The organism is Streptomyces sp. Go-475, assembly GCF_003330845.1.
Taxonomy (GTDB): domain Bacteria; phylum Actinomycetota; class Actinomycetes; order Streptomycetales; family Streptomycetaceae; genus Streptomyces.
Genome location: NZ_CP026121.1, coordinates 5,142,220 through 5,165,807, shown reverse-complemented (window position 1 = coordinate 5,165,807; position 23,588 = coordinate 5,142,220). Strand labels below are relative to the sequence as shown.

38 protein-coding genes are annotated in these 23,588 nt (G+C 67.4%); 2 read left to right on the top strand and 36 right to left on the bottom strand.

Features of this window, described 5'->3' with window-relative positions; translation table 11 throughout:
- Nucleotides 1–94: 94 nt before the first annotated feature.
- The 4 genes from glmM to C1703_RS23965 all read right to left on the bottom strand — a co-directional run bounded on the left by glmM (nucleotide 95) and on the right by C1703_RS23965 (nucleotide 3,143).
- Nucleotides 95–1,453 (bottom strand): phosphoglucosamine mutase, encoded by a 1,359-nt coding sequence (gene glmM, locus C1703_RS23980; RefSeq protein ID WP_114254792.1) that lies wholly within the window; start codon nucleotides 1,451–1,453, stop codon nucleotides 95–97.
- 165 nt (nucleotides 1,454–1,618) lie between these two features.
- On the bottom strand, nucleotides 1,619–2,131 hold the full coding sequence (gene rpsI / locus C1703_RS23975; protein ID WP_019526966.1) for a 30S ribosomal protein S9: 513 nt from the start codon (nucleotides 2,129–2,131) through the stop codon (nucleotides 1,619–1,621).
- A 42-nt stretch (nucleotides 2,132–2,173) separates the two neighbouring features.
- Entirely contained in the window at nucleotides 2,174–2,617 is a 444-nt protein-coding gene (gene rplM, locus C1703_RS23970; RefSeq protein ID WP_019754543.1) for a 50S ribosomal protein L13, read from the bottom strand.
- Between the two features lie 214 nt (nucleotides 2,618–2,831).
- Nucleotides 2,832–3,143, bottom strand: coding sequence for a hypothetical protein (locus tag C1703_RS23965; RefSeq protein ID WP_114254791.1), 312 nt, complete (start codon nucleotides 3,141–3,143; stop codon nucleotides 2,832–2,834).
- A gap of 74 nt (nucleotides 3,144–3,217) precedes the next feature.
- Here C1703_RS23965 and C1703_RS23960 point away from each other — a divergent pair, with 74 nt between their 5' ends.
- A complete protein-coding gene (locus tag C1703_RS23960) occupies nucleotides 3,218–4,090 on the top strand; it encodes a hypothetical protein (RefSeq protein WP_114254790.1) in 873 nt (290 codons plus the stop codon).
- A gap of 25 nt (nucleotides 4,091–4,115) precedes the next feature.
- On the opposite strand, the gene truA is transcribed toward C1703_RS23960, so the two are convergent.
- The 8 genes from truA to map all read right to left on the bottom strand — a co-directional run bounded on the left by truA (nucleotide 4,116) and on the right by map (nucleotide 9,544).
- Nucleotides 4,116–4,970, bottom strand: a complete 855-nt coding sequence (gene truA, locus C1703_RS23955) for a tRNA pseudouridine(38-40) synthase TruA (protein WP_114254789.1) — start codon at nucleotides 4,968–4,970, stop codon at nucleotides 4,116–4,118.
- 141 nt (nucleotides 4,971–5,111) lie between these two features.
- Nucleotides 5,112–5,612, bottom strand: a complete 501-nt coding sequence (gene rplQ, locus C1703_RS23950; protein ID WP_114254788.1) for a 50S ribosomal protein L17 — start codon at nucleotides 5,610–5,612, stop codon at nucleotides 5,112–5,114.
- 167 nt (nucleotides 5,613–5,779) lie between these two features.
- Complete coding sequence (locus tag C1703_RS23945) at nucleotides 5,780–6,802, bottom strand: DNA-directed RNA polymerase subunit alpha (protein WP_003966937.1); 1,023 nt, start codon at nucleotides 6,800–6,802, stop codon at nucleotides 5,780–5,782.
- A gap of 253 nt (nucleotides 6,803–7,055) precedes the next feature.
- Nucleotides 7,056–7,460, bottom strand: coding sequence for a 30S ribosomal protein S11 (rpsK, locus tag C1703_RS23940; RefSeq protein WP_003956432.1), 405 nt, complete (start codon nucleotides 7,458–7,460; stop codon nucleotides 7,056–7,058).
- A gap of 64 nt (nucleotides 7,461–7,524) precedes the next feature.
- The gene (rpsM, locus tag C1703_RS23935; protein WP_010036675.1) at nucleotides 7,525–7,905 is read right to left on the bottom strand and encodes a 30S ribosomal protein S13; all 381 of its coding nucleotides are present in this window, start codon (nucleotides 7,903–7,905) and stop codon (nucleotides 7,525–7,527) included.
- A 194-nt stretch (nucleotides 7,906–8,099) separates the two neighbouring features.
- Entirely contained in the window at nucleotides 8,100–8,213 is a 114-nt protein-coding gene (rpmJ, locus tag C1703_RS23930) for a 50S ribosomal protein L36 (RefSeq protein ID WP_003998809.1), read from the bottom strand.
- Nucleotides 8,214–8,273: 60 nt separating this feature from the next.
- Entirely contained in the window at nucleotides 8,274–8,495 is a 222-nt protein-coding gene (gene infA, locus C1703_RS23925) for a translation initiation factor IF-1 (RefSeq protein ID WP_003948620.1), read from the bottom strand.
- Nucleotides 8,496–8,707: 212 nt separating this feature from the next.
- The gene (gene map / locus C1703_RS23920; protein ID WP_114254787.1) at nucleotides 8,708–9,544 is read right to left on the bottom strand and encodes a type I methionyl aminopeptidase; all 837 of its coding nucleotides are present in this window, start codon (nucleotides 9,542–9,544) and stop codon (nucleotides 8,708–8,710) included.
- Nucleotides 9,545–9,834: 290 nt separating this feature from the next.
- Here map and C1703_RS23915 point away from each other — a divergent pair, with 290 nt between their 5' ends.
- A complete protein-coding gene (locus C1703_RS23915; protein WP_114254786.1) occupies nucleotides 9,835–10,221 on the top strand; it encodes a hypothetical protein in 387 nt (128 codons plus the stop codon).
- Between the two features lie 109 nt (nucleotides 10,222–10,330).
- Here the strand turns inward: C1703_RS23915 and C1703_RS23910 are convergent, their stop codons facing one another.
- The 24 genes from C1703_RS23910 to rpsJ all read right to left on the bottom strand — a co-directional run bounded on the left by C1703_RS23910 (nucleotide 10,331) and on the right by rpsJ (nucleotide 23,576).
- The gene (locus C1703_RS23910) at nucleotides 10,331–11,509 is read right to left on the bottom strand and encodes a hypothetical protein (protein ID WP_232840571.1); all 1,179 of its coding nucleotides are present in this window, start codon (nucleotides 11,507–11,509) and stop codon (nucleotides 10,331–10,333) included.
- A 105-nt stretch (nucleotides 11,510–11,614) separates the two neighbouring features.
- Nucleotides 11,615–12,265, bottom strand: coding sequence for an adenylate kinase (locus C1703_RS23905; protein ID WP_114254784.1), 651 nt, complete (start codon nucleotides 12,263–12,265; stop codon nucleotides 11,615–11,617).
- Entirely contained in the window at nucleotides 12,265–13,578 is a 1,314-nt protein-coding gene (gene secY, locus C1703_RS23900; protein ID WP_114254783.1) for a preprotein translocase subunit SecY, read from the bottom strand. Before secY ends, C1703_RS23905 begins: the two co-directional genes overlap by 1 nt.
- Before the next feature lie 235 nt (nucleotides 13,579–13,813).
- Complete coding sequence (rplO, locus tag C1703_RS23895; protein ID WP_114254782.1) at nucleotides 13,814–14,269, bottom strand: 50S ribosomal protein L15; 456 nt, start codon at nucleotides 14,267–14,269, stop codon at nucleotides 13,814–13,816.
- 2 nt (nucleotides 14,270–14,271) lie between these two features.
- The gene (gene rpmD, locus C1703_RS23890; RefSeq protein WP_003974250.1) at nucleotides 14,272–14,454 is read right to left on the bottom strand and encodes a 50S ribosomal protein L30; all 183 of its coding nucleotides are present in this window, start codon (nucleotides 14,452–14,454) and stop codon (nucleotides 14,272–14,274) included.
- A 2-nt stretch (nucleotides 14,455–14,456) separates the two neighbouring features.
- Entirely contained in the window at nucleotides 14,457–15,062 is a 606-nt protein-coding gene (gene rpsE / locus C1703_RS23885; protein WP_004984517.1) for a 30S ribosomal protein S5, read from the bottom strand.
- A 41-nt stretch (nucleotides 15,063–15,103) separates the two neighbouring features.
- Nucleotides 15,104–15,487 (bottom strand): 50S ribosomal protein L18, encoded by a 384-nt coding sequence (rplR, locus tag C1703_RS23880; RefSeq protein ID WP_031118787.1) that lies wholly within the window; start codon nucleotides 15,485–15,487, stop codon nucleotides 15,104–15,106.
- A 3-nt stretch (nucleotides 15,488–15,490) separates the two neighbouring features.
- Entirely contained in the window at nucleotides 15,491–16,030 is a 540-nt protein-coding gene (gene rplF / locus C1703_RS23875; protein ID WP_114254781.1) for a 50S ribosomal protein L6, read from the bottom strand.
- Between the two features lie 23 nt (nucleotides 16,031–16,053).
- A complete protein-coding gene (rpsH, locus tag C1703_RS23870; RefSeq protein WP_003992367.1) occupies nucleotides 16,054–16,452 on the bottom strand; it encodes a 30S ribosomal protein S8 in 399 nt (132 codons plus the stop codon).
- Between the two features lie 213 nt (nucleotides 16,453–16,665).
- The gene (locus C1703_RS23860; protein ID WP_003956452.1) at nucleotides 16,666–16,851 is read right to left on the bottom strand and encodes a type Z 30S ribosomal protein S14; all 186 of its coding nucleotides are present in this window, start codon (nucleotides 16,849–16,851) and stop codon (nucleotides 16,666–16,668) included.
- 5 nt (nucleotides 16,852–16,856) lie between these two features.
- Nucleotides 16,857–17,414: a 50S ribosomal protein L5 gene (gene rplE / locus C1703_RS23855; RefSeq protein WP_114254780.1), complete on the bottom strand. Its 558-nt coding sequence runs from the start codon at nucleotides 17,412–17,414 to the stop codon at nucleotides 16,857–16,859.
- Nucleotides 17,414–17,737, bottom strand: coding sequence for a 50S ribosomal protein L24 (gene rplX, locus C1703_RS23850; protein ID WP_010036713.1), 324 nt, complete (start codon nucleotides 17,735–17,737; stop codon nucleotides 17,414–17,416). Before rplX ends, rplE begins: the two co-directional genes overlap by 1 nt.
- A gap of 2 nt (nucleotides 17,738–17,739) precedes the next feature.
- On the bottom strand, nucleotides 17,740–18,108 hold the full coding sequence (gene rplN, locus C1703_RS23845; protein ID WP_003998823.1) for a 50S ribosomal protein L14: 369 nt from the start codon (nucleotides 18,106–18,108) through the stop codon (nucleotides 17,740–17,742).
- A gap of 96 nt (nucleotides 18,109–18,204) precedes the next feature.
- A complete protein-coding gene (rpsQ, locus tag C1703_RS23840) occupies nucleotides 18,205–18,492 on the bottom strand; it encodes a 30S ribosomal protein S17 (protein ID WP_010036717.1) in 288 nt (95 codons plus the stop codon).
- The gene (gene rpmC, locus C1703_RS23835) at nucleotides 18,492–18,716 is read right to left on the bottom strand and encodes a 50S ribosomal protein L29 (RefSeq protein WP_003974259.1); all 225 of its coding nucleotides are present in this window, start codon (nucleotides 18,714–18,716) and stop codon (nucleotides 18,492–18,494) included. Before rpmC ends, rpsQ begins: the two co-directional genes overlap by 1 nt.
- Complete coding sequence (gene rplP / locus C1703_RS23830; protein ID WP_004984526.1) at nucleotides 18,716–19,135, bottom strand: 50S ribosomal protein L16; 420 nt, start codon at nucleotides 19,133–19,135, stop codon at nucleotides 18,716–18,718. The genes rpmC and rplP overlap by 1 nt, the downstream gene beginning before the upstream one ends.
- A gap of 5 nt (nucleotides 19,136–19,140) precedes the next feature.
- Nucleotides 19,141–19,965 (bottom strand): 30S ribosomal protein S3, encoded by an 825-nt coding sequence (gene rpsC / locus C1703_RS23825; protein WP_114254779.1) that lies wholly within the window; start codon nucleotides 19,963–19,965, stop codon nucleotides 19,141–19,143.
- Nucleotides 19,965–20,312: a 50S ribosomal protein L22 gene (rplV, locus tag C1703_RS23820; protein WP_010036727.1), complete on the bottom strand. Its 348-nt coding sequence runs from the start codon at nucleotides 20,310–20,312 to the stop codon at nucleotides 19,965–19,967. Before rplV ends, rpsC begins: the two co-directional genes overlap by 1 nt.
- Before the next feature lie 44 nt (nucleotides 20,313–20,356).
- A complete protein-coding gene (gene rpsS, locus C1703_RS23815) occupies nucleotides 20,357–20,638 on the bottom strand; it encodes a 30S ribosomal protein S19 (protein WP_004984529.1) in 282 nt (93 codons plus the stop codon).
- A gap of 12 nt (nucleotides 20,639–20,650) precedes the next feature.
- On the bottom strand, nucleotides 20,651–21,487 hold the full coding sequence (rplB, locus tag C1703_RS23810) for a 50S ribosomal protein L2 (RefSeq protein WP_037669203.1): 837 nt from the start codon (nucleotides 21,485–21,487) through the stop codon (nucleotides 20,651–20,653).
- 38 nt (nucleotides 21,488–21,525) lie between these two features.
- Nucleotides 21,526–21,945, bottom strand: coding sequence for a 50S ribosomal protein L23 (rplW, locus tag C1703_RS23805; RefSeq protein WP_031118791.1), 420 nt, complete (start codon nucleotides 21,943–21,945; stop codon nucleotides 21,526–21,528).
- On the bottom strand, nucleotides 21,945–22,601 hold the full coding sequence (gene rplD / locus C1703_RS23800; protein ID WP_031118792.1) for a 50S ribosomal protein L4: 657 nt from the start codon (nucleotides 22,599–22,601) through the stop codon (nucleotides 21,945–21,947). Before rplD ends, rplW begins: the two co-directional genes overlap by 1 nt.
- 4 nt (nucleotides 22,602–22,605) lie before the next feature.
- Nucleotides 22,606–23,250, bottom strand: coding sequence for a 50S ribosomal protein L3 (gene rplC, locus C1703_RS23795; RefSeq protein WP_010036739.1), 645 nt, complete (start codon nucleotides 23,248–23,250; stop codon nucleotides 22,606–22,608).
- A gap of 17 nt (nucleotides 23,251–23,267) precedes the next feature.
- Nucleotides 23,268–23,576 carry a 30S ribosomal protein S10 gene (rpsJ, locus tag C1703_RS23790; RefSeq protein WP_003948644.1) on the bottom strand — a complete coding sequence of 103 codons (309 nt, stop codon included), beginning with the start codon at nucleotides 23,574–23,576 and terminating at the stop codon, nucleotides 23,268–23,270.
- Nucleotides 23,577–23,588 lie beyond the last annotated feature (12 nt).

Below are 23,588 nucleotides of genomic sequence, written 5' to 3'. Positions count from 1 at the left end.
CGCCGACAGGGGCGCGGGGAACCGCGCGACAAGCCACACACCACCGGCAGCCCGCAGACACCCGCAGCCCCCGCCCCGAACCCGGAACGGCCGGCTAACCCAGCGCGGACTTCACCACATCGGCCAGCCGCCCCGCCACCGACCGAGCCTGCTCGATATCCGCCGCCTCGACCATCACCCGAACCAACGGCTCGGTCCCGGAGGACCGCAGCAACACCCGCCCGGTCGACCCGAGCTCCCGCTCCGCGTCCGCGACCGCCGCCGCCAGCTCCGCGGACGTCCCCACCCGGGACTTGTCCACGTCCCGCACATTGATCAGCACCTGCGGCAGCCGCTCCATGACGGAGGCCAGCTCCCGCAGCGGACGCCCGCTCCCGGCGACCCGCGCCGCCAGCATCAGCCCGGTCAGCGTCCCGTCGCCGGTCGTCGCGTGGTCGAGGACGATCACGTGCCCGGACTGCTCGCCCCCGAGCGCGAACCCGTGCTCCTTCATCTCCTCGAGCACGTACCGGTCGCCCACGGCGGTCTGCACCAGCCGGATGCCCTCGCGCTCCATGGCCAGCTTGAAGCCCAGGTTGGACATCACGGTCGCCACGACCGTGTCGGACCGCAGCGCGGACTGCTCCCGCATCGCCAGGGCGAGCACGGCGAGGATCTGGTCCCCGTCCACCTCCTCGCCGGTGTGGTCCACGGCGAGGCACCGGTCGGCGTCGCCGTCGTGCGCGATGCCGAGGTCGGCCCCGTGCTCGACGACGGCGGCCTTGAGCAGGTCCAGGTGGGTCGAGCCGCACCCGTCGTTGATGTTGAGCCCGTCCGGCTCGGCCCCGATCGTGACGACCTCGGCACCGGCCCGCTGGAACGCCTCGGGCGAGACCCGGGCGGCGGCGCCGTGCGCCTCGTCCAGGACGATCTTCAGCCCGTCGAGCCGGTTCGGCAGGACGCTCAGCAGATGCGCGACGTAGCGCTCGAAGCCCTCCTCGTACTCCCGCACGCGGCCCACCCCGGCCCCGGTCGGCCGGTCCCACGGGGCACCGGTGCGGTGCTCCTCGTAGACGGACTCGATCCGGTCCTCCAGCTCGTCGGCGAGCTTGTGCCCGCCCCGCGCGAAGAACTTGATGCCGTTGTCGGGCATGGCGTTGTGGCTCGCGGAGAGCATCACCCCGAGGTCGGCGCCGAGCGACCCGGTCAGGTACGCCACCGCCGGCGTCGGCAGCACGCCGACCCGCAGGACGTCCACACCGGCGCTGGCGAGGCCCGCGACCACGGCGGCCTCCAGGAACTCCCCGGACGCGCGCGGGTCACGCCCGACGACCGCCGTCGGCCGGTGCCCCTCGAACGTGCCCGCCTCGGCCAGTACGTGCGCCGCGGCCACGGAGAGGCCCAGCGCCATCTCCGCCGTCAGATCCGCGTTGGCGACACCGCGCACGCCGTCCGTGCCGAAGAGTCGTCCCACTGTGCTGTCCTCCGAATTGCTGAAGAGAATGCGGCTCACATCCCCGAGTACATCCCTGAGACTGTCCGGGAGCGGTCGGGGTTGTGTAAACGAACCGCCCCGGCAGCACAGTCCGTGCCGCCGGGGCGATCGTTGCGAAGCCAGTCGCCAGGACAGGCGACGTGTTTAGCGCTTGCTGTACTGCGGAGCCTTGCGGGCCTTCTTCAGACCGGCCTTCTTGCGCTCGACCGCACGGTCGTCGCGGCGGAGGAAGCCGGCCTTCTTCAGCGGACCGCGGTTGTTGTCGACGTCGGCCTCGTTCAGCGCGCGGGCGACACCGAGACGGAGCGCACCGGCCTGACCGGAGACACCGCCACCGGCGATGCGGGCGATGACGTCGTAGCGGCCCTCGAGCTCCAGCACCTTGAAGGGCTCGTTGACTTCCTGCTGGTGCACCTTGTTCGGGAAGTAGTCCTCGAGGGTGCGACCGTTGATCTTCCACTTGCCGGTGCCCGGGACGATCCGGACGCGGGCGATGGCGTTCTTGCGACGGCCCAGGCCGGCGGCCGGCTGGGGCTCGCCGAAGCGGGACGCCATGGACTCCGAGGTGTACTCGCCCTCGACGGGGACCTCGGACTCGGTGGTGTAGCTGTCGATGTCAAGCTCTTCGAGCGGCTGCTCGGCAGTGGTCTCGGCCACGATTCTCCTCAGATTCTCTTCAGTCTTAGGGGGTGGCCGGACTTACTGCGCGACCTGGGTGATCTCGTACGGCTGCGGCTGCTGCGCGCCGTGCGGGTGCTGGTCACCCTTGTAGACCTTCAGCTTCGAGAGCATCTGACGGCCCAGAGTGTTCTTGGGGAGCATGCCCTTGACGGCCTTCTCGATGGCCTTCTCGGGGTTCTTGTCGAGCAGCTCGTCGTAACGGACGGAGCGCAGACCACCCGGGTAGCCGGAGTGGCGGTACGCCATCTTCTGGGTCCGCTTGTTGCCGGACAGGTGCACCTTGTCGGCGTTGATGATGATGACGAAGTCACCAGCGTCGACGTGCGGCGCGTAGATCGGCTTGTGCTTGCCCCGGAGAAGGGTCGCTGCGGTGGAGGCGAGACGGCCCAGGACGACGTCCTGAGCGTCAATGACGTGCCACTGGCGCGTCACATCGCCGGGCTTGGGGCTGTACGTACGCACGGTTCGTAGCCTTCGCTTCGAGTGAATGGTCCTGAACAGGTCACCGAAACGATCACGACAGCCTTGACCGCACTGCGGTGACGCAAACCGCGTGCTGGTCGCTGGTCATCGGCCCGGTGGACCGGTGTAAGGGCCCGTCCCGTGAGAATGAGCAAGCCAATACACAACGAACAAGCAGAATACCGGGGCGTTCGACAAGGGTCAAAACGCGGGATCATCGCCCGCGATCGACCACGGACAGGCACAGGGCGGCACACACCGTGACGGCCCTCCGCAGCGTCCGCCGCCGCACCGGCCGCACCCACGGAAACACCGACGACAGCACCACGTCGGCGCACACACGGGCACCCCACCGCGGCAGGGAAGCGCCACCGCGCGGACGACGGGACGCCCGCACCACCCCGAGCAGCACCGACGGCCACACCCCGAGTCCGGCCGGCAGCCAGGCCGGCAGGCACACCAGCAGCACCACGGCCGGCAACAGTCGCCCCAACCACCCGCAGATGTCGCCTTTGCCCGTTGTCATGGGAGGAACGCTAGGGGCTCCACGGTCGCTCGGGGCGGACCAGCACGCCCCATGTCCCGTCTAAGATGCGCCCCATGAGCTTTGGGCAGGGGGGACCTCAGTCCCAGTGGGATCCCTGGAAACCGCAGTCGCAGCAGCCGTGGAACAGCGGCGGCGGCGGCCAGTCTCCGGACTGGGCCGCGCTCGCCGAGGCGTCCGAGGCCCGTAACAAACGACGCCGGCTGCTGCTGGTCGGCGGCGGCGCGCTCGCCACCGTCGCGATCGGTGCCGCCGTCGCCGTGGCCGTGGTCTCGGCGGGCGGCGACGACCAGGCGAACAACCCTGCCTCCCTGCCCTCCGCGGCCATCCCGAGCGGCTCGGCCTCGGCCCCGTCGTTCGCCCCGACCAGCGCCCCGCCCCCGCTGGACCCGAAGGACTTCATCTCCAGCGCGAAGAAGGACAAGGCCCCGCTCAGCCCGGAGACCCTCTTCCCCGGCACCCAGCTGACCTTGGGCGAGACGGTGTACAAGAAGGGCCCCACCGCCGACACCAGGAACTGCGCCTCGGCGGCCGGCGGCACGCTCCCCAAAGCCCTGACCGGGAACGACTGCACCCGCCTGATACGTGCCACCTACTCCAAGGACGGCATCGCCGTGACGGTCGGCGTGGCGGTCTTCGACACCGAGGCCCAGGCCGCCAAGGCCAGGAGCCAGACCAACAAGAGGAGCTTCGTCAAGTCGCTCTCGGGCGGCGGCGTGAAGCCCTTCTGCGAGTCCGGGTTCTGCCGTACGACCGGCAACTCCTACGGCCGCTACGCCTACTTCACCAACGCCGGCTTCACCAGCGGCAAGGATGTGACGCCCGGGGACACCGCGGTCTTCAAGGCGGGCAACGACCTGGTCCAGTTCACGTTCGACCGGATCCGCCTGCGCGGCGAGGCCCAGGCGTCGGCCGCGGCCGAACAGTAGACGACCGCGGCCGGGCCGGGAGGCGTCAGCAGCACCCCGCCGACGGCAGCGACCGCTTGTTCCGCGCCTCCTTGCTGCGCGCGGCGAGCAGTTCGTCGGCCGGGTAGCCGACCTCCTCCAGCGTCAGGCCGTGCGGCCGTACGACGTGCACGGCGGAGTCCCGTACGCCGGCGTCGAGCACCTTCCGGGGCCAGTCGGTGGGCCGGTGCCCGTCGCCCACGAACAGCAGCGCCCCGATGAGCGAGCGCACCATGTTGTGGCAGAAGGCGTCGGCCCGCACGGTGGCCGTGACGATCCCGTCGTCCCCGCGCACCAGGCTCAGTTCCTGCAGCGTGCGGATGGTGGTGGCCCCCTCCCGCTTCTTGCAGTAGGCGGCGAAGTCGTGCTCCCCCAGCAGCCCGCGGGCGGCCTCGTTCATGGCGTCCACGTCGAGGGGCCAGTCGTGCCACAGCACATGGTTGCGCAGCAGCGGGTCGACGCCACCGGGGTTGTCGGTGACCCGGTACGCGTACCGCCGCCACACCGCCGAGAAACGGGCGTTGAAGCCACTGGGCGCCTCCCTGAGGGCCCAGACCCGCACGTCCCGGGGCAGCCGCCCGGCGAGCCTCTTCAGAAGCTTCTGGTGGTGCTCGGCCCACACCTCACGCGGCAGGTCCACGTGCGCGACCTGCCCCCGCGCGTGCACCCCGGCGTCGGTGCGCCCCGCCACGGTCAGCTCGTACGTCTCCCGCGAGCGCGTCACGGTCCGCAGGGCGTCCTCGATCTCCCCCTGCACGGTCCGCCGCCCCCCGGCCTGCTTGGCCCACCCGGAGAACTCGCTCCCGTCGTACGACAGATCGAGACGGACCCGGACGTGGCCGGGTGTTGCTTCCTCACTCACCCCTGGATCCTCTCACCAGCACAAAGGCGGGCCCGCCCCCGGAAGGGAACGGACCCGCCAACGCCCTTGAAGGGGCGCGGGGAACTGCGCGAACAACCACGACGCTGCCGCAGCCGCCGACGAACAATTCCCGGCAGACGCTCAGGCGTCCTTCGACTCCTCGGCGGGAGCCTCGGCGTCCTCGTCAGCCTTGGCCTCGACGGCCTCGTCCTTCTTGAGGGCGTCTTCCTTGACCGCGCGCTTCGTCGCGGCCTCGGCCTCGCCGGTCGCCTCCTGCGCCACCGTCAGACCCTCGACCAGCTCGATGACGGCCATGGGCGCGTTGTCGCCACGGCGGTTACCGATCTTGGTGATGCGGGTGTAGCCACCCGGACGGTTCTCGTAGCGCGGGCCGATCTCGGTGAAGAGCGTGTGGACGACGCTCTTGTCCGTGATGACCTGGAGCACCTGACGGCGGTTGTGAAGGTCGCCCTTCTTCGCCTTGGTGACCAGACGCTCGGCGTACGGACGCAGCTTGCGCGCCTTCGCCTCGGTGGTGGTGATACGACCGTGCTCGAACAGCGACTTCGCGAGGTTCGCGAGCATCAGCTTCTCGTGCGCGGCGCTGCCGCCCATACGGGCACCCTTGGTGGGCTTCGGCATGGTGTTTCTCCTAGGTGTCTGCCCCGGCCGTATCAGGTACCGGGGTCAGTATCCGAGCAGGCGGTCGCCTGTCGGAGATCCGGGGTTCTTTTCGACTCCGGAAGGGACCGCGCCCCGTAAGGGGCGCGGGGAACTGCGCGACCAGCCACAACGGGCCGGCAGCCGAATCAGTACTGCTCGGTCTCCACGAACCCGGCGTCAGCGTCGTCATCGGCCCCGAAGGCGTCAGCCGCGGCGGTCGGGTCGAATCCGGGCGGGCTGTCCTTCAGGGCCAGGCCCATGCCGGCCAGCTTCGCCTTGACCTCGTCGATCGACTTCGCACCGAAGTTGCGGATGTCGAGCAGGTCCGCCTCGGACCGCGCCACGAGCTCACCCACGGAGTGGATGCCCTCACGCTTGAGGCAGTTGTACGACCGAACGGTGAGCTCCAGCTCCTCGATCGGCAGCGCCAGATCGGCGGCGAGGGCGGCGTCCGTCGGGGACGGACCCATGTCGATGCCCTCGGCGTCGATGTTCAGCTCGCGGGCGAGACCGAACAGCTCGACCAGGGTCTTACCGGCCGACGCCATGGCGTCACGCGGGCGCATGGCCTGCTTGGTCTCGACGTCGACGATCAGCTTGTCGAAGTCGGTCCGCTGCTCGACACGCGTGGCCTCGACCTTGTACGTGACCTTGAGCACCGGCGAGTAGATCGAGTCGACCGGGATCCGGCCGATCTCCTGGCCGACCTGCTTGTTCTGCACGGCGGAGACGTAACCGCGGCCGCGCTCGACCGTCAGCTCCATCTCCAGCTTGCCCTTGCCGTTGAGCGTGGCGAGGACGAGGTCGGGGTTGTGCACCTCGACACCGGCCGGGGGCGCGATGTCGGCGGCGGTGACCAGACCCGGGCCCTGCTTGCGCAGGTACATCACCACGGGCTCGTCGTGCTCGGACGACACGACCAGCTGCTTGATGTTGAGGATCAGGTCGGTGACGTCCTCCTTGACGCCCGGCACGGTGGTGAACTCGTGCAGCACGCCGTCGATGCGGATGGACGTGACCGCCGCACCCGGGATCGAGGAGAGGAGGGTCCGGCGCAGGGAGTTGCCGAGGGTGTAGCCGAAGCCCGGCTCCAGCGGCTCGATCACGAACCGGGAGCGGAACTCGTCGACGACCTCTTCGGTCAACGAGGGACGCTGAGCGATCAGCATGTGTGGATCAGATCCTTCAGTCGGGGGCGCCCGCTATTTGACGCCCGACTTGAACCGCCCCCGACAGAAAGGGACGGGTACTGCAAGGGTACGGGCGATACGGCCCTTTTACGGAGCCGTACCGCCCGAAACCGTGAACCCGAAGGCGACGCGTCAGACGCGACGGCGCTTCGGCGGACGGCAACCGTGCTGCGACATTGCGGGGGGCGACCCCCGCACCCCCAGCAGGATGCCGACCGCGTGAGCCGATGCGTCAGACGCGACGGCGCTTCGGCGGACGGCAGCCGTTGTGCGGGGTCGGGGTGACGTCCTGGATGGAGCCGACCTCGAGGCCCGTGGCCTGTAGGGAGCGGATCGCGGTCTCACGACCGGAACCCGGGCCCTTGACGAACACGTCGACCTTGCGCATGCCGTGCTCCTGGGCGCGGCGGGCAGCCGACTCGGCGGCCATCTGCGCGGCGAACGGCGTGGACTTCCGGGAACCCTTGAAGCCGACGTGGCCGGCGGAGGCCCAGGAGATCACGTTGCCGGACGGGTCCGTGATCGAGACGATCGTGTTGTTGAACGTGCTCTTGATGTGCGCGTGGCCGTGAGCGACGTTCTTCTTTTCCTTGCGGCGCACCTTCTTGGCAGCGCCCTGACGACCCTTGGGGGGCATCTATAACTCCTACGGGAGGTGGTCGGTCCTGCAGCGAAGACCGCTGACGAGCGTCCGCTGAGGACTACTTCTTGCCCGGCTTCTTCTTACCGGCGATGGCGCGACGCGGGCCCTTGCGGGTACGCGCGTTGGTGCTGGTGCGCTGACCGCGGACGGGCAGACCACGACGGTGACGCAGACCCTGGTAGGTACCGATCTCGACCTTGCGGCGGATGTCGGCCTGGATCTCGCGACGGAGGTCACCCTCGGTCTTGATGTTGTTGTCGACGTACTCGCGGATCGCGACCAGCTGCTCCTCGGAGAGGTCACGAACACGGGTGTTCGGGTCCACACCGGTGGCGGCCAGCGTCTGCTGGGAGAGGGTCCGGCCGATGCCGAACACGTAGGTGAGGGCGATCTCCACGCGCTTGTCGCGCGGGATGTCAACACCGGAAACGCGTGCCATTCAATGGCTCCAGTTACTTGTCGGAGGTCTTCCGCAGAACCGACTCCCAGCCGCCGTACCAGGTACGAACTGGGTCCCCGGCCTCCGAACCGGGGGTGTCAGACGAACAGCCGTTCGCCTGGATCCTGCGTATGAACATATTCAGCTTGCGTCGCGCGAAACTCTGCGAGGGATGCAGAGGGATCGGTCGTGCGTCAGCCCTGGCGCTGCTTGTGGCGCGGGTTCTCGCAGATGACCATGACCCGGCCGTGACGGCGGATCACCCTGCACTTGTCGCAGATCTTCTTGACGCTCGGCTTGACCTTCATGGGATTGAGGTTCTCCGGGTCAGTGCCACCACCCCGCCGGAACGGGATGCGGGGCAAGATCTACTTGTAGCGGTAGACGATCCGGCCACGCGTCAGGTCGTACGGAGACAGCTCCACCACGACCCGGTCGTCAGGGAGGATGCGGATGTAGTGCATACGCATCTTGCCGCTGATGTGTGCCAGGACCTGGTGGCCGTTCTGGAGCTCGACCTTGAACATGGCGTTCGGCAGAGACTCGACGACAGTGCCCTCGATCTCGATGGCACCTTGCTTCTTGGCCACGCTTCGCCCTTCGAATCGACTACCTTGATCGACTCAGTGCGGGCCGCATGCAGACATGCGGATACACAAGAGCCGACGAGTCAGTCTACGTCAGGCCCCTCGGAAACACGAATCGAGAGAGTCTGCCCCGAGACGCAGGGCTTCAAGCGCCCCGGCAGGGGCGCGGGGAACTGCGCGAGGAACCCCCACCCGCCCGCAGCCGCAGTCGCCACTCAGCCCAGCGGATCCGGAGCGGCAACGATCCCCAGCTCGGCGAGCTTCGCCTTCCCCCCGTCGGGAGCCGTCAGCACCAGCGGCCCCTCCTCCGTCAGAGCGACGGAGTGCTCCCAGTGCGACGACCACGTACCGTCCGTCGTGACGACCGTCCAGTCGTCCTGGAGGACCTCCGTCTTCGGCGTCCCCAGCGACACCATCGGCTCGATCGCGAGGCAGAACCCGGGCACCAGCTTCGGCCCCTTGCCGCGCCGCCGGTCGACGTAGTTCAGCAGGTGCGGGTCCATGTGCATCTCCGTGCCGATGCCGTGGCCGCCGTAGTCCTCGATGATCCCGTACTTGCCGCCGCCCGGCTTGGGCTGGCGGCGGATGTACGTCTCGATGGCCCGGGAGATGTCGACCAGCCGGTTGCCCTGCTTCATGGCCGCGATGCCGGCCCACATCGACTCCTCTGTCACCCGCGAGAGCTCGATCAGCTCCGGGGTGTGACCGGAGCCCACGAAGACCGTGATGGCCGCGTCGCCGTGCCACCCGTCCACGATCGCCCCGGCATCGATGGAGATGATGTCGCCGTTCTGCAGCACGGTCTCCCGGTCGGGAATGCCATGCACCACAACGTCATTCACGGACGTGCAGATATTGCCGGGGAAGCCCCCGTACCCCAGAAAATTGGGCTTCGCCCCGTGATCGGCCAGCACCTTCGCGGCGATCTCGTCCAGCTCCTTGGTGCTCACCCCGGGCTGCGCGGCCTCGGCGCAGGCTTTGTGCATGGCGGCAACGACAAGCCCCGCAGCCCGCATCTTCGCAATCTGCTCGGGATTCTTGATCTGCACCATCTGGGCTGCCGCCTCCTGCCGCGGGTTACGTCTATCCCCTACACGATACGCGTCGACGCGAGCCGAAGCCGGGGTGACGGCCACCCGGGACAGGCCTCGCGCGGCCGGCCTCCGGTCGGCCCGCCACGGTCACCGTGGCCGAGTCACTCCTGCACCCTCAGCAACAAAAGTCGTTGACGAACCCAACCAGCCACTCTAGCCTCGCAGTTGCCACCTGGCGCTGCTGGGTGCCAGCGCTCAGCCGCACACACTTCGGACCGGATACACGGTCCCCAAAAACGGGGGTTCAAGTGATCAAGACAGCTCTGTCCCGCCTGGCCGTGGCCGGTGCCGCCGCCGCTCTGGTCGGTCTCACCGCGGCCTCGCCCGCCATGGCCGACGACGAGGGGCCCCTCTGGTACAGCAACCGGGGCACGGTGACCTTCAACGACGACGGTGACGACATCACGGTCTGCGACAAGCTGGCCGACGGCCACGGCGTCACGGGCTACCTGGAGCGGCTCAACAGCTCCGGCACCGGCCTGGTGTGGGTCATCAAGGAAGACGACGGCGGAGACGCCGGCTGCGACCGGTCCGACAACGGCTACGACATGATAGGCAACATCTCGCACGGTCTGGCCATCTGCTGGAACGGCACCGGCTCCTGCGTCCGCTCGAACTGGTACTTCGACGAGTAGGCCCGATTCCGCACCGAGAGGTTCTGAGGCCTCTACGGTGACCTCGTAGCTCCGGCCGGTGCAGACGAATCGATTCGTCTGCACCGGCCGGAGTTTTTGGTGCGACCGGTCAGCGCTTGGTGAAGACCGGGTTCCAGCGGCCGGCGTATTCGACCTGGGCCTTACGGAAGCCCGAGAGCGGTGTCACCTTGTCGCTGTCCAGGCCGACCAGGACCAGCTGGTTGCGGAACTCGCCCTTGCCGGGCTGGCACTGGCTGGGGTCACACCGCCAGGCGATGAGGTGGGTGTTGTCCGCCCACGCGAGAAGCTGCTGCCCGGGTACGACCGCGCTCTGCTTGCCGGTCTTCGCGTCCAGGACCGCGGAGACGATCTGGCCGTCCTTGCCCCCCGCGAAGCCGCCCGTCACGAGCTTTCCGTCCGGGGACGCAGTCACCGGCGGAAAGATCAGATCGGTCTTCTGCCGCGGAAGCGACTTCAGCCTGCCGTTCACGTCGTAGTAGTTCCGGCCCGGCTGGTCGAGCCGCTGCTCCCACAGCATCTCGCCGTCACGGCTCCAGCTGAAGTCCTGACGCCCGGTGCCGGCCATGGCCGCAAGACTGTCCTTCTTGGCCGGCCGTTCACTGAACCGCGCCTGGCCTGAGTCGACGTCGATCACGTAGAAGCCGGTACGGCTCTGCTTCGGCCCCGGCATCTCCCGACCGTCGCCATCCTCCGACGCGCCCTGCACACGCACCGGCGCGTCCTTGAAGAGGCCGTCCGGGTTGTGGCTGTACGCCGTCGCCACCAGGCGCTTGCCGTCCGGCGAGAACTGCACACCGCCCACGCTCTTGTCGACCTTGATCCAGCGCTGGACCTCGCCCGTGGACAGATCCAGCAGGCCGATGCGGTTCACGGGCAGATCGCGCTCCAGCACCGCGGCCGTCTTCATCCCGGGAGCGACATCGAGCCAGGCCCAGTCGGTCTTCTCGTACCGCTTGGTCGCGGCGTTGTACAGACTCCACTCCCGCCCGTTCACCGCGTCCCCGTCCGGCTGCTGCACGAGCTTCGTCGTGTAGTACGCCGAGACGGCGACCTGCCCTGCGGCTATCAGCTGGCGCGGCGGGGACTGGTCCGGACGGGCCACCACGTCCGAGACCTCGGACTGCCCTTCCTGATCACCGCCCGTCAGGGCCAACGACACCCCGATGACTGCGGCGACCACGACGACCGCGGCGACCGCCAGGCTGCCGCTCCTGCGGCGGAGCAGCGACGGCTGCTCCCGCTCGGCGGAATCGTCGGACCGTGACACCTGTTCGAGCTTGATGGCCGTACCTCCTCGGCAGAGCACTTTCGGGGTCCCCAAGAAGCAAGGCAGCGGCCCCCGGCGGGGGCCGCTGCCTTGCTGTGCGAGCTGTTACGAACCGGGAAGCGCCGACATGGCCCGCTTCGTGACGTCTGCCACCTTCCCCATCGCGGAGACCGTGGTCACAAGACCCTGGGCCTTGTAGTAGTCGATGATCGGCTCGGTCTGCGTGTGGTAGACCTCCAGCCGCCGGCGCACCGTGTCCTCATGATCGTCATCACGCTGGTAGAGTCCACCACCGCACACGTCGCACACACCCTCCGCCGCAGGCGGGTTGTACGTGACGTGGAAGACGTGCGCCGAGTCGTTGCGGCAGATCCGCCGGCCGGCGATCCGCTTGACGACCTCCTCCTCGGGGACCTCCAGGTCCAGCACCGCGTCGATCTTCATGTCCGCTTCACGCAGCATCACGTCGAGCGCTTCCGCCTGGGCGACGTTCCGCGGGAAGCCGTCGAGGAGGAAGCCCCCGGCCGCGTCCGGCTGCTGCATACGGTCGCGCGCCATGCCGATGGTGACCTCGTCGGGCACCAGCTGTCCCGCGTCCATGTAGGACTTCGCACGCAGCCCGAGCTCTGTGCCCTGGCTGATGTTCGCGCGGAACAGGTCGCCCGTGGAGATGTGCGGGATCGACAGGTTCTTGGCGAGGAACGCAGCCTGCGTTCCCTTACCGGCACCCGGCGGCCCGACGAGGACGATACGCATCAGCGGAGGAACCCTTCGTAATTGCGCTGCTGGAGCTGGCTCTCGATCTGCTTCACCGTTTCGAGGCCGACACCCACGATGATCAGGATGCTGGTCCCGCCGAACGGGAAGTTCTGGTCCGCCTCGAAACCAGCCAACGCCATCGTCGGGACGAGAGCGATCAACCCCAGATACAGCGAACCCGGCCAGGTGATCCGGTTGAGCACGTACGACAGGTACTCAGCGGTCGGTCGGCCAGCCCGGATGCCCGGGATGAAGCCACCATACTTCTTCATGTTGTCCGCGACTTCCTCGGGGTTGAACGAGATGGCCACGTAGAAGAAGGCGAAGAAGACGATCAGGAGGAAGTAGAGGGTGATGTGCGCCGGAGCATTCGGCTTCGCGAGGTTCTGTTCGATCCAGGTCTTCCAGTCGGCGCTGCCGCCGGCGAACTGCGCGATCAGTGCCGGGATGTAGAGCAGCGACGAGGCAAAGATCACAGGGATGATGCCGGCCTGGTTGACCTTCAGCGGAATGTACGTCGACGTGCCGCCGTAGGACCTCCGGCCGATCATGCGCTTCGCGTACTGCACCGGAATGCGCCGCTGGGCCTGCTCGACGAAGACGACGAGGCCGATCATCACCAGGCCGATGACACACACGATGCCGAACTCGATCCAGCCGCCGGCCAGGGTGCCCTGCGTCTTGATGGCCCACAGGCCGGACGGGAAGGTCGCGGCGATCGAGATGAACATCAGGATGGACATGCCGTTGCCGATGCCGCGGTCGGTGATGAGCTCACCGAGCCACATCACGGTCGCCGTACCGGCGGTCATGGTGATGACCATGGTGACCGTGACGAAGATCGACTGGTCGGGGACGATCTGGCTGGCCACCGGGCAGCCCTGGAAGAGGGCGCCGCTGCGGGCGGTGGCGACGAGGCCGGTGCCCTGGAGGATGGCGAGCGCCACGGTCAGATACCGCGTGTACTGCGTGATCTTCGCCGTGCCGGACTGCCCCTCCTTCTTGAGAGCTTCCAGACGCGGGATCACCACGGTCAGCAGCTGAAGGATGATGCTCGCCGTGATGTACGGCATGATGCCGAGCGCGAAGATCGTGATCTGCAGCAGCGCGCCGCCACTGAACATGTTGATCAGGCCGAAGATGCCCGAGGTGGCATTCGCCTGGTCCACGCAGACCTGGACGGCCCTGTAGTCGACGCCGGGGATCGGAATGTGCGTACCGATCCGGTAGATCACGATGATGCCGAGCGTGAAGAGCAGCTTCTTGCGCAGGTCGGGCGTCTTGAACGCCCGGGCGAACGCGGTGAGCACGGTGCCTCCTGCGACCCCCGCGCAACTGCGTCAAGGGTGACGGTCTTGAGGTTCGACGAATAGGTAACGGTCAACTGCCGCTGTGAGTGCCCGAAGTGAAGCACCCAGTGAAAAGTGGGCAGTGCAGGCCACCTTACCGGCGAGACTGCCGCCCTAGGAACGACCAACCGGGGATACCCCATTTGTGGAGTATCCCCGGTCGGGATCGCTCAGGTCATCGAGACGCCTGTGGTGTTCAGACGAGCTCGGTGACGGAACCGCCGGCGGCGGTGATCTTCTCCTTGGCGGAGCCGGAGACGGCGTCGACCGTCACCTGCAGCGCCACGGAGACCTCGCCCTGGCCGAGCACCTTGACGAGGCTGTTCTTGCGAACGGCACCCTTGGCGACCAGGTCCTCGACCGTGACCTCCCCGCCCTCGGGGTAGAGGGAGGCGAGCTTGTCCAGGTTCACGACCTGGTACTCGGTCTTGAACGGGTTCTTGAAGCCCTTCAGCTTCGGGAGACGCATGTGGAGGGGCATCTGGCCACCCTCGAAGCGCTCCGGAACCTGGTAACGGGCCTTCGTGCCCTTGGTACCACGACCGGCCGTCTTACCCTTCGACGCCTCACCACGACCGACACGGGTCTTGGCGGTCTTGGCGCCCGGGGCGGGACGGAGGTTGTGGATCTTGAGCGGGTTGTTCTCCGCCATGATCAGTCGACCTCCTCGACCGTCACGAGGTGGCGGACGGTGTGCACCATGCCGCGGAACTCGGGGCGGTCCTCCTTGACGACCTGCGTGTTGATCCCCTTGAGACCAAGGGAACGCAGGGTGTCACGGTGGTTCTGCTTGCTGCCGATGTAGGACTTGACCTGCGTGATCTTGAGCTGCGCCATGATCACACACCCGCCCCGGCACGAGCGCGCAGCAGAGCCGCGGGGGCGACGTCCTCCAGCGGCAGACCGCGGCGGGCCGCGATCTCCTCGGGACGCTGCAGGCCCTTCAGGGCCTCCACGGTCGCGTGCACGATGTTGATCGCGTTGTCGGAGCCGAGCGACTTCGACAGCACGTCGTGGATACCGGCGCACTCGAGCACGGCACGCACCGGACCACCGGCGATAACACCGGTACCCGGGGACGCGGGCTTGAGCAGCACGACGCCGGCAGCCTTCTCACCCTGGATGGGGTGCGGGATGGTGCCCTGGATGCGGGGGACCTTGAAGAAGTGCTTCTTGGCCTCCTCAACGCCCTTGGCGATGGCGGCCGGCACCTCCTTGGCCTTGCCGTATCCGACACCCACGGTGCCGTCACCGTCGCCCACCACGACCAGCGCGGTGAAGCTGAAGCGACGACCACCCTTCACAACCTTGGCGACGCGGTTGATCGCGACGACGCGCTCAACGTACGCGGTCTTCTCGGCGGCAGCTGCGCCGCCGTCACGGCCCTTCCGGTCCCGCCGCTCGCCGCCACCGGCACCGCCACCGCGGCGCTGGGGTCCAGCCATTGGAATTACCTCTCTCTGTCTCCGCTAGCTACGGAACCGACTCAGAACTTGAGTCCGGCTTCGCGGGCGGCGTCTGCCAGGGCGGCGATGCGCCCGGCGTACTGGTTGCCACCACGGTCGAAAACGACGGCCTCGACACCGGCGGCCTTGGCGCGCTCGGCGACCAGGGCACCGACCTGCTTGGCCTGCGCGGACTTGTCGCCCTCGCCACCGCGGATCGACGCGTCCAGGGTGGACGCCGACGCCAGGGTGTGGCCCTTCAGGTCGTCGATCACCTGCGCCACGATGTGGCGGTTGGAGCGGGTCACGACCAGACGGGGACGCTCCGCCGTACCGTTGATCCGCTTGCGGATCCGGATGTGACGGCGCTTGATCGCGGCGCGCTTGTAGGCGTCGCCCTTCAGGATCTTCTGCCCGTATGCCATGGCTTACTTACCCGCCTTTCCGACCTTGCGGCGGATGACTTCGCCCTCGTACTTGACGCCCTTGGCCTTGTACGGGTCGGGCTTGCGCAGCTTGCGGATGTTGGCCGCAACCTCGCCGACCTTCTGCTTGTCGATGCCCTCGACCGAGAAACGGGTCGGGGTCTCCACCTTGAAGGTGATGCCCTCGGGGGCCTCGACCAGGATCGGGTGGCTGTAGCCGAGGGAGAACTCCAGGTTGGAGCCCTTCGCCACGACGCGGTAACCGACACCGCTGATTTCGAGCTTCTTGACGTATCCCGTGGTCACACCGGTGATCATGTTCGCCACCAGCGTGCGGGACAGGCCGTGCAGGGCCTTGCTCTGCCGCTCGTCGTTCGGGCGGAGCACCTGGAGGGTGCCGTCCTCGCCCTTAGCGATGTCGATCGGCGCGACAACGGTGTGGGTCAGTTCGCCCTTGGGGCCCTTGACCGAGACCGTACGGCCGTCGATGGTGACGTCCACGCCGGCGGGAACCGGGATGGGGAGCTTGCCGATACGCGACATTGTGTCTCTCCTCCGTTCCCGAATTACCAGACGTAGGCGAGGACTTCCCCACCCACGCCCTTCTTCTGCGCCTGCTTGTCGGTCAGGAGACCGTGGGACGTGGAGATGATGGCCACGCCCAGGCCGCCGAGAACCTTCGGCAGGTTGGTGGACTTCGCGTACACCCGGAGACCGGGCTTGGAGATCCGCTTGATGCCCGCGATGGAGCGCTCACGGTTGGGGCCGAACTTCAGCTCCAGGACGAGGTTCTTGCCGACCTCGGCGTCCTCGACCTTCCAGCCCGTGATGAAGCCCTCCTGCTGGAGGATCTCCGCGATGTGCGACTTGATCTTCGAGTGCGGCATCGCCACGGAGTCGTGGTACGCCGAGTTCGCGTTCCGCAGACGCGTCAGCATGTCTGCGATCGGATCAGTCATGGTCATGAATTGGCCTTCGGCCTCTCTCGCCGGGGTTTCCTGGTGCGCCATCCCTCTCCCCGATCCGAGACGGGACGGGTGCGGCGCGGTGGACCTACGGCGTAGTAAGTCTTAAGGGCGGCGGCAGACGCCCAACCCCACAAGCCTAAGGCATGCGAGTTGGACGTCCTGCCGCCCCAGATGCTTACCGAGAGCCCTGTGAATCCCTTTTTAGGGGGATTACCAGGAGCTCTTGGTCACGCCCGGCAGCTCGCCACGGTGAGCCATCTCACGAAGGCACACGCGGCACAGGCCGAACTTGCGGTACACGGAGTGCGGACGACCGCAGCGCTGGCAGCGGGTGTACGCACGCACGCCGAACTTGGGCTTGCGGGCAGCCTTCGCGATCAGAGCCTTCTTCGCCATCTCGCTCACGCCTCCTTGAAGGGGAAGCCGAGGTGACGGAGGAGCGCGCGGCCCTCAGCGTCGTTGGTCGCCGTGGTGACCACGGTGATGTCCATACCCCGGACGCGGTCGATCTTGTCCTGGTCGATCTCGTGGAACATGACCTGCTCCGTGAGACCGAAGGTGTAGTTGCCACGGCCGTCGAACTGCTTGGGGGACAGACCGCGGAAGTCGCGGATGCGCGGGAGCGCCAGCGACAGGGTGCGGTCCAGGAACTCCCACATGCGGTCGCCACGGAGCGTGACGTGGGCACCGATCGGCTGGCCCTCACGCAGCTTGAACTGCGCGATGGACTTGCGGGCCTTGGTGACGGCCGGCTTCTGACCGGTGATCGTGGTGAGGTCGCGGATGGCGCCCTCGATCAGCTTGGAGTCGCGGGCGGCGTCGCCCACACCCATGTTGACCACGATCTTGACGAGACCGGGGATCTGCATGACGTTCTCGTACTTGAACTCGTCACGCAGCTTGCCCGCGATCTCCTCGCGGTACTTCTGCTTCAGGCGCGGAGTGGTGGTGGTCGTCATCAGATGTCCTCACCCGTCCGCTTGGCAACGCGGATCTTGTTGCCTTCGTCGTCGAAGCGGTAACCGACGCGGGTCACGACCTTCTTGCCGTCCTTCTCCACGACCAGCTGGACGTTGGAGACGTGGATCGGCGCCTCGGTGGTGACGATGCCGCCGGCCTGCGAACCGCGAGCCGTCGGACCGGCCTTGGTGTGCTTCTTGACCCGGTTGACACCCTCGACCAGGACACGGTCCTCGCGGGGGAAGGCCGCGATGACCTTGCCCTGCTTGCCCTTGTCCTTACCGGTGATGACCTGGACCAGGTCGCCCTTCTTGATCTTCATGCTCACAGCACCTCCGGCGCGAGGGAGATGATCTTCATGAACTTCTTCTCGCGCAGCTCACGGCCCACCGGGCCGAAGATACGGGTGCCACGAGGGTCGCCGTCGTTCTTCAGAATGACGGCGGCGTTCTCGTCGAAGCGGATGTACGAGCCGTCCGGACGGCGGCGCTCCTTGACGGTGCGAACGATGACCGCCTTGACGACGTCACCCTTCTTCACGTTGCCACCGGGGATCGCGTCCTTGACGGTGGCGACGATGACGTCACCGATACCCGCGTAGCGGCGACCGGAGCCGCCGAGCACACGGATGCAGAGGATCTCCTTCGCACCCGTGTTGTCGGCGACACGCAGTCGCGACTCCTGCTGGATCACGTCTATCTCCTGATCGTCTGCCGGTTCCCCGGGGGCCGCTCACCGAGCGGCCCCCGGAGCCTGGCGGAACTGACCTGCGGGTTTGCCCCGCAGGAATTACTTGGCCTTCTCGAGGATCTCGACGACGCGCCAGCGCTTGGTCGCGGACAGCGGCCGGGTCTCCATGAGGAGGACGCGGTCGCCGACACCCGCGGCGTTCTGCTCGTCGTGGGCCTTGAGCTTGTTCGTACGACGGATGACCTTGCCGTACAGCGCGTGCTTGACGCGGTCCTCGACGGCGACGACGACGGTCTTGTCCATCTTGTCGCTGACGACCAGACCCTCACGGGTCTTGCGGAAACCGCGGTCCGTCTTGGTCTCTTCAGTCACGTTGCTCTCGCTCATCAGGCGCTCTCCACCGTCTCGATGCCCAGCTCGCGCTCACGCATCAGGGTGTAGATCCGCGCGATGTCCTTGCGGACGGCCTTGAGCCGACCGTGGTTCTCGAGCTGGCCCGTCGCCGCCTGGAAGCGGAGGTTGAACAGCTCTTCCTTGGCCTCGCGGAGCTTCGCCAGAAGCTCCTCGTTGCCCAGCTCGCGCAGCTCCGACGCCTTGGTACCGGCCGACATCACGCTTCACCTGCCTCGCGCTTGACGATCTTGCACTTCATCGGCAGCTTGTGAGCCGCACGGGTCAGGGCCTCGCGCGCGATCTTCTCGTTGGGGTACGACAGCTCGAACATCACGCGTCCGGGCTTGACGTTGGCCACCCACCACTCCGGCGAACCCTTACCGGAACCCATGCGGGTCTCGGCCGGCTTCTTGGTGAGGGGGCGGTCCGGGTAGATGTTGATCCAGACCTTGCCGCCACGCTTGATGTGACGGGTCATCGCGATACGAGCGGCCTCGATCTGGCGGTTCGTCACGTACGCCGGGGTCAGCGCCTGGATGCCGTACTCGCCGAACGCAACCTGCGTGCCACCCTTGGACATGCCGTTGCGCTTGGGGTGGTGCTGCTTGCGGTGCTTGACCCTACGGGGGATCAGCATGTCGGTCAGGCCTCCGTTCCGGTGCTCTCAGCCGGAGCGGCGGACGCGGGAGCCTCGGCCTTGGGGGCCTCGGAACCAGCGGCCTGCTGCGGCTTGCGACCGCGCCGCTCGCCACCGCGGCCACCACGGGCCGGGCGGTCGTTGCCGCCGCGGGCCGGGCGGTTACCCGCACGGGCAGCGGCGTTCTCGGCGCGGACCTCGGCGATGTTCTTGACGTCGCCCTTGTAGATCCAGACCTTCACGCCGATGCGGCCGAAGGTCGTCTTGGCCTCGAAGAAGCCGTAGTCCACGTTCGCGCGGAGCGTGTGCAGGGGCACGCGGCCCTCGCGGTAGAACTCCGAGCGGGACATCTCGGCGCCACCGAGGCGGCCACCGCACTGGATCTTGATGCCCTTGGCGCCGGCCTTCATCGCCGACTGCATGCTCTTGCGCATGGCACGGCGGAAGGAGACGCGGGAGGAGAGCTGCTCGGCGACGGCCTGGGCCACGAGCTGAGCGTCGGTCTCGGGGTTCTTGACCTCGAGGATGTTCAGCTGGACCTGCTTGCCCGTGAGCTTCTCGAGGTCACCGCGGATGCGGTCGGCCTCGGCGCCACGGCGGCCGATGACGATGCCCGGACGAGCGGTGTGGATGTCCACACGCACACGGTCACGGGTGCGCTCGATCTCGACCTTGGAGATGCCGGCGCGCTCCATGCCGGACGTCATCATCCGACGGATGGCGACGTCTTCCTTGACGTAGTCCTTGTACAGCTTGTCGGCGTACCAACGCGACTTGAAGTCGGTCGTGACACCGAGCCGGAACCCGTGCGGGTTTACCTTCTGGCCCATTACCGGGTTCCTTCCTTGCTGCTGACGACCACGGTGATGTGGCTGGTCCGCTTGCGGATCCGGTAGGCGCGGCCCTGGGCACGCGGACGGAACCGCTTCAGGGTCGGGCCCTCGTCGACGTAGGCCTCGGAGATGTAGAGGCTGTCGACATCGGTGTGGTCGTAGTTGTGCGCGGCGTTGGCGATGGCGCTGTCCAGCACCTTGCCGACCGGCACGCTCGCGGCCTGCGGGGCGAAACGCAGGACCGCCTGAGCCTCCGTGGCGTTCAGGCCACGGATGAGGTCCACCACACGGCGGGCCTTCATGGGCGTGACGCGGATGTACCGCGCCTGGGCCCTGGCTTCCATGGTTGTCCCTTCGATGTTTGTCATGGTCATTCGCACCCCGCTGACTAGCGGCGCTTCGACTTCCGGTCTTCCTTGACGTGGCCCCGGAAAGTGCGGGTCGGCGAGAACTCGCCGAGCTTGTGGCCGACCATCGACTCGGTGACAAACACCGGGATGTGGGTCTTGCCGTTGTGCACCGCGATCGTGTGGCCGAGCATCGCCGGGACGATCATCGAGCGGCGGGACCAGGTCTTGATGACGTTCTTGGTGCCGGCTTCGTTCTGGGCGTCCACCTTCTTGATCAGGTGGTCGTCGACGAAGGGCCCCTTCTTCAAGCTACGAGGCATCTCAACCCGTCCTTAGCGCTTCTTGTTCGTCTTGCGGCGGCGGACGATGTACTTGTTCGACGCCTTCTTGGGCGAACGAGTACGGCCTTCCTTCTTGCCCCACGGGGACACAGGGTGGCGACCACCGGAGGTCCGGCCCTCACCACCACCGTGCGGGTGGTCGACCGGGTTCATGACCACACCACGGACGGTCGGGCGGACGCCCAGCCACCGCTTGCGGCCCGCCTTGCCCCAGTTGATGTTGCTCTGCTCGGCGTTGCCGACCTCGCCCACAGTGGCGCGGCAGCGGACGTCGACCAGGCGGATCTCACCGGACGGCATGCGCAGGTGGGCCATCTGGCCCTCCTTCGCGAGCAGCTGCACCGAGGCGCCGGCGGAGCGGGCGAACTTGGCGCCGCCGCCCGGACGCAGCTCGATGGCGTGCAGCGTGGTACCGACCGGGATGTTGCGCAGGGCGAGGTTGTTGCCCGGCTTGATGTCGGCCCCGGGACCGTTCTCGACGCGGTCGCCCTGCGACAGGCCACGCGGCGCGAGGATGTAGCGCTTCTCGCCGTCCGCGTAGTGCAGCAGCGCGATGCGCGCGGTGCGGTTGGGGTCGTACTCGATGTGCGCGACCTTCGCCGGCACGCCGTCCTTGTCGTGACGACGGAAGTCGATCACGCGGTAGGCGCGCTTGTGGCCACCACCCTGGTGGCGGACGGTCACACGACCGGAGTTGTTACGGCCACCCTTGCTGTGCAGGGGGCGGACCAACGACTTCTCCGGCGTGGACCGCGTGACCTCGACGAAGTCGGCGACGCTGGCACCACGACGGCCAGGAGTCGTCGGCTTGTACTTGCGGATACCCATTTCTCAGTCCTCGTCCGATTCCGGACGATCCTGACCGCTTACGCGGTCGGACCGCCGAAGATGTCGATACGGTCGCCCTCGGCGAGGGTCACGATCGCGCGCTTGGTGGACGCACGCTGGCCGAAGCCGGTGCGGGTCCGCTTGCGCTTGCCCTGGCGGTTGATCGTGTTGACCCCGGTGACCTTGACCGAGAAGACCGACTGGACGGCCTCCTTGATCTGGGTCTTGTTGGCACGCGGGTCCACGACGAAGGTGTACTTGCCCTCGTCGAGCAGCGCGTAGCTCTTCTCGGAGACGACCGGCTTGAGCAGCACGTCACGGGGGTCCGTGAAGGACTTGCTCAGCGGGGTCTCGACGGTGTTCTTGCCCTCGGCGGCGTGGCGACGCGCCTTGGCGACGCGAGCGGCCTTGGCCTTCTTCGCCGCCTTGGAGGCGATTGCGGGGTGACGGATAGCCATCAGACCTCGCTCCCTTCGGTGTCATTGGCCTTCGGGCCCGACACGAAGGACTCGAAAGCGGCCTTGGTGAAGACCACGTCGTCCGAGACGAGAACGTCGTACGTGTTCAGCTGGCCCGGCTCCAGGATGTGGACCTGGGGCAGGTTGCGGGCGGACAGCCACGCGGCCTCGTCGGCGCGGTCGACGACCAGGAGCAGGTTCTTGCGCTCCGAGATCTTGCCGAACAGCGTCTTGGCGGCCTTCGTCGACGGGGTCTCGCCCTCGACGACGCCGGAGACGACGTGGATGCGGTTGTGGCGGGCCCGGTCGGTGAGGGCGTGACGCAGGGCGGCAGCCTTCATCTTCTTCGGGGTCCGCTGCGAGTAGTCACGCGGCACGGGACCGTGCACGACGCCACCACCGGCGAACTGCGGCGCGCGGGTCGAACCCTGACGGGCGCGACCGGTGCCCTTCTGGCGGTACGGCTTCTTGCCACCGCCGCGGACCTCGCCACGGGTCTTGGTCTTGTGCGTGCCCTGACGGGCAGCGGCCAGCTGCGCGACGACGACCTGGTGGATCAGCGGGATGCTGACCTTCTCGACGTCGAAGATCTCCGCGGGGAGCTCGACGGAACCGGCCTTGTCGCCCGCCGGCGAAAGGATGTCAACAGTGCTCATTACCTCAGGCCCCCTTGGCCGCGGTGCGGACCAGGACGAGGCCGCCGTTCGGACCGGGAACCGCGCCCTTGATGAGCAGCAGACCCTTCTCCGCGTCAACGGCGTGGACGGTCAGGTTCTGGGTGGTGACCCGCTCGTTGCCCATGCGACCCGCCATGCGGAGGCCCTTGAACACACGGCCCGGGGTGGCGCAGCCACCGATGGAACCGGGGGAGCGGTGCTTGCGCTGGGTGCCGTGTCCGGCGCCGAGGCCACGGAAGTTGTGGCGCTTCATGACACCGGCGAAGCCCTTGCCCTTGCTCTTGCCGGTCACGTCGACCTTCACGCCGGCCTCGAACACCTCAGCGGTGATCTCCTGGCCGAGCGTGTACTCGGAGGCGTCCGCGGTGCGGATCTCGACGAGGTGACGACGGGGGGTGACGTCGGCCTTGGCGAAGTGGCCCTTGAGGGGCTTGTTCACCTTGCGCGGGTCGATCTCGCCGAAAGCGATCTGGACGGACTCGTAGCCGTCGACATCGTTCGTACGGACCTGGGTGACGACGTTGGGGCCGGCCTTGACGACGGTGACCGGGACGACGCGGTTGTTCGCGTCCCACACCTGCGTCATGCCGAGCTTCTCGCCCAGGATGCCCTTGATCTGCTTAGCCATCTCTCAGATCACCGGCCTCAGAGCTTGATCTCGATGTCGACACCGGCCGGGAGGTCGAGTCGCATCAGAGAGTCAACGGTCTTGGGGGTGGGGTCGAGGATGTCGATCAGGCGCTTGTGCGTCCGCATCTCGAAGTGCTCGCGCGAGTCCTTGTACTTGTGCGGCGACTTGATGACGCAGTACACGTTCTTCTCAGTGGGCAGCGGCACCGGGCCCGCGACCGACGCACCAGTGCGGGTCACCGTCTCGACGATCTTCTTCGCCGAGGAGTCGATGACCTCGTGGTCGTAGGCCTTGAGCCGGATGCGGATCTTCTGTCCCGCCATGGCTACTCAGTA